The sequence below is a fragment of the Holdemanella biformis DSM 3989 genome (genome assembly GCF_000156655.1).
Classification (GTDB): Bacteria; Bacillota_I; Bacilli_A; order Erysipelotrichales; family Erysipelotrichaceae; genus Holdemanella; species Holdemanella biformis.
In genome coordinates this window covers 1,591-5,343 of the sequence record NZ_DS996836.1, presented here as the reverse complement: position 1 = coordinate 5,343, position 3,753 = coordinate 1,591, and the positions used below count along the sequence as shown (strand labels likewise).

Below are 3,753 nucleotides of genomic sequence, written 5' to 3'. Positions count from 1 at the left end.
ATTTGGTAATATAGATGAGCACTGCTGAGGTGCACATGATCTTTGAAAACTGAACAGGAAATAAAATACAAACTAAAACGTCAATTTCGAAAAAACAAACAATTGTAAAGAAAGATGTCAGAGACATCTAAGAGCTAAATCAAATGGAGAGTTTGATCCTGGCTCAGGATGAACGCTGGCGGCATGCCTAATACATGCAAGTCGAACGAGAGGAAGGAAAGCTTGCTTTTCTGAATCTAGTGGCGAACGGGTGAGTAACACGTAGGTAACCTGCCCATGTGCCCGGGATAACTTCTGGAAACGGATGCTAAAACCGGATAGGTAGCAGACAAGCATTTGACTGCTATTAAAGTGGCTAAGGCCATGAACATGGATGGACCTGCGGTGCATTAGCTAGTTGGTGAGGTAACGGCCCACCAAGGCGACGATGCATAGCCGGCCTGAGAGGGCGGACGGCCACATTGGGACTGAGACACGGCCCAAACTCCTACGGGAGGCAGCAGTAGGGAATTTTCGTCAATGGGGGGAACCCTGAACGAGCAATGCCGCGTGAGTGAGGAAGGTCTTCGGATCGTAAAGCTCTGTTGTAAGAGAAAAACGACATTCATAGGGAATGATGAGTGAGTGATGGTATCTTACCAGAAAGTCACGGCTAACTACGTGCCAGCAGCCGCGGTAATACGTAGGTGGCGAGCGTTATCCGGAATGATTGGGCGTAAAGGGTGCGTAGGTGGCAGAACAAGTCTGGAGTAAAAGGTATGGGCTCAACCCGTACTGGCTCTGGAAACTGTTCAGCTAGAGAACAGAAGAGGACGGCGGAACTCCATGTGTAGCGGTAAAATGCGTAGATATATGGAAGAACACCGGTGGCGAAGGCGGCCGTCTGGTCTGTTGCTGACACTGAAGCACGAAAGCGTGGGGAGCAAATAGGATTAGATACCCTAGTAGTCCACGCCGTAAACGATGAGAACTAGGTGTTGGGGGAATAACTCAGTGCCGCAGTTAACGCAATAAGTTCTCCGCCTGGGGAGTATGCACGCAAGTGTGAAACTCAAAGGAATTGACGGGGGCCCGCACAAGCGGTGGAGTATGTGGTTTAATTCGAAGCAACGCGAAGAACCTTACCAGGCCTTGACATCCCTTGCAGAGGTATAGAGATATATCCGAGGTTATCAAGGAGACAGGTGGTGCATGGTTGTCGTCAGCTCGTGTCGTGAGATGTTGGGTTAAGTCCCGCAACGAGCGCAACCCTTGTGATATGTTACTAACATTGAGTTGAGGACTCATATCAGACTGCCGGTGATAAACCGGAGGAAGGTGGGGATGACGTCAAATCATCATGCCCCTTATGGCCTGGGCTACACACGTACTACAATGGCGTCTACAAAGAGCGGCAAGCCTGTGAAGGCAAGCGAATCTCATAAAGGACGTCTCAGTTCGGATTGAAGTCTGCAACCCGACTTCATGAAGCTGGAATCGCTAGTAATCGCGAATCAGCATGTCGCGGTGAATACGTTCTCGGGCCTTGTACACACCGCCCGTCAAACCATGGGAGTTGGTAATGCCCGAAGCCGGTGGCATAACCTTTCGAGGAGTGAGCCGTCGAAGGCAGGACCGATGACTGGGGTTAAGTCGTAACAAGGTATCCCTACGGGAACGTGGGGATGGATCACCTCCTTTCTAAGGAGAAAGAAGAAGAGTGGAAATTGAAGGAAGTAGGGAGTATACCTGTTTAGTTTTGAGAGGTCAAGGACTTCTCAGAGTGAATCGATCTTTGAAAACTGAGCAACTAAGAAGAAAAGACATAACAGAAAAGGTCTAAAACGTAAGTTGTAAGATAAACTGAGAAAACAGTAAAAAACAGTTCTTGAAAAAGAACATCTCGAAACACACGAGAACCACTGATTAAGTAAGGAAGGGCGTACGGCGAATGCCTGGCCACTCGAAACTGAAGAAGGACGCGCCAAACTGCGAAAAGCTCCGTGAAGCTGTAAGGAAGCGAAGAAGCGGAGGTGTCCGAATGGGGGAACCCGGCAGCAGACATGAGCTGTCATCTGCAGGTGAATACATGGCCTGCAAGAGAGGTACCCGGCGAACTGAAACATCTAAGTAGCCGGAGGAAAAGAAAACAACAGTGATTCCCTGAGTAGCGGCGAGCGAAAGGGGAGAAGCCCAAACCGGTCCAAGGACCGGGGTTGAAGGACCATGATATGGCAAGAGAGAGGATAGAAGAACGGGATCGAAAGCCCGGCCGAAGAAGGTGCAAGCCCTGTATTTGAAATCTGATTGAAGCCTAATGGGATCCTGAGTACGGCGAGACACGAGGAATCTTGTCGGAAGCAGGCGGGACCATCCGCCAAGGCTAAATATAAACGAGTGAGCGATAGTGAACCAGTACCGTGAGGGAAAGGTGAAAAGAACCGCGGGAGCGGAGTGAAAGAGAACCTGAAACCGTATGCCTACAAGAAGTCAGAGCCCGTTAAGGGGTGATGGCGTGCCTTTTGTAGAATGAACCGGCGAGTTGCGACAGACTGCGAGGTTAAGGAGGAAAGACCGGAGCCGAAGCGAAAGCGAGTCTTAACAGGGCGAAAGTAGGATGTTGCAGACCCGAAACCGGGTGATCTAGCCATGAGCAGGTTGAAGTTGAGGTGAAACTCAATGGAGGACCGAACCGACTACCGTTGAAAAGTTAGCGGATGACTTGTGGCTAGGGGAGAAATTCCAATCGAACCCGGAGATAGCTGGTTCTCCCCGAAATAGCTTTAGGGCTAGCGTCGGAAAGAACCTTAGTGAAGGTAGAGCACTGAATGTGTGATGGCCCCATCCCGGGGTACTGAATACAATCAAACTGCGAATGTCATTAAGGATGTCCGGCAGTCAGACTGTGAGTGATAAGGTCCATGGTCAAGAGGGAAACAGCCCAGACCGCCAGTTAAGGTCCCAAAATACAGGCTAAGTGGAAAAGGATGTGGGGATGCCCAGACAACTAGGAGGTTGGCTCAGAAGCAGCCATCCTTTAAAGAGTGCGTAACAGCTCACTAGTCGAGTGACCCTGCGCCGAAAATGTACCGGGGCTAAGCCTGATACCGAAACTGCGGATTGTAGGAAACTATAGTGGTAGGGGAGCGTTGTATACGAGTAGAAGCCGTACCGTGAGGAGCGGTGGATTGTATAGAAGTGAGAATGCCGGTGTGAGTAGCGAGATGTAGGTGAGAATCCTACACACCGAAAGCCCAAGGATTCCAGGGGAAGGTTCGTCCGCCCTGGGTAAGTCGGGACCTAACGCGAGGCCGAAAGGCGTAGTGGATGGAAAGCAGGCGAAAGATTCCTGCACCCGTATATGGAGCGAAGGAGTGACGGAGACGGATAGTGTGACCCTCTTAATGGATTGAGGGCGAAGCGAAGCGGCTGGTTACCAGGCAAATCCGGTAACTGAAAGGCTAGAGCGTGACAGGTAAGCGAAATCTTAGGAAAGTAGCGAAGCACATGATGACGGCTTCCAGGAAAAGCTTCTGGCAATGCATATGCGGCCCGTACCAAAACCGACACAGGTGGGCAGGGAGAGAATCCCGAGGTGAGCGAGAGAACTGTTGCCAAGGAACTCGGCAAAATGACTCCGTAAGTTAGCGAGAAGGAGTGCTTAAGCAATTAAGCCGCAGTGAAGAGGCCCAAGCGACTGTTTAACTAAAACACAGCTCTCTGCGAAGTCGCAAGACGAAGTATAGGGGGTGACACCTGCCCGGTGCTGGAAGG

The 3,753-nt window shown here is 50.6% G+C and carries 2 rRNA genes (1 of these 2 only partly in view); both read left to right on the top strand.

Features of this window, described 5'->3' with window-relative positions:
* The first annotated feature begins 140 nt into the window (after positions 1 to 140).
* Positions 141 to 1,680: ribosomal RNA gene (locus tag EUBIFOR_RS00015) — 16S ribosomal RNA — on the top strand.
* 223 nt (positions 1,681 to 1,903) lie between these two features.
* Positions 1,904 to 3,753 (top strand): 23S ribosomal RNA (locus EUBIFOR_RS13510) (it continues 1,417 nt past the right edge of the window).
* The 16S and 23S rRNA genes sit together here, the layout of an rRNA operon.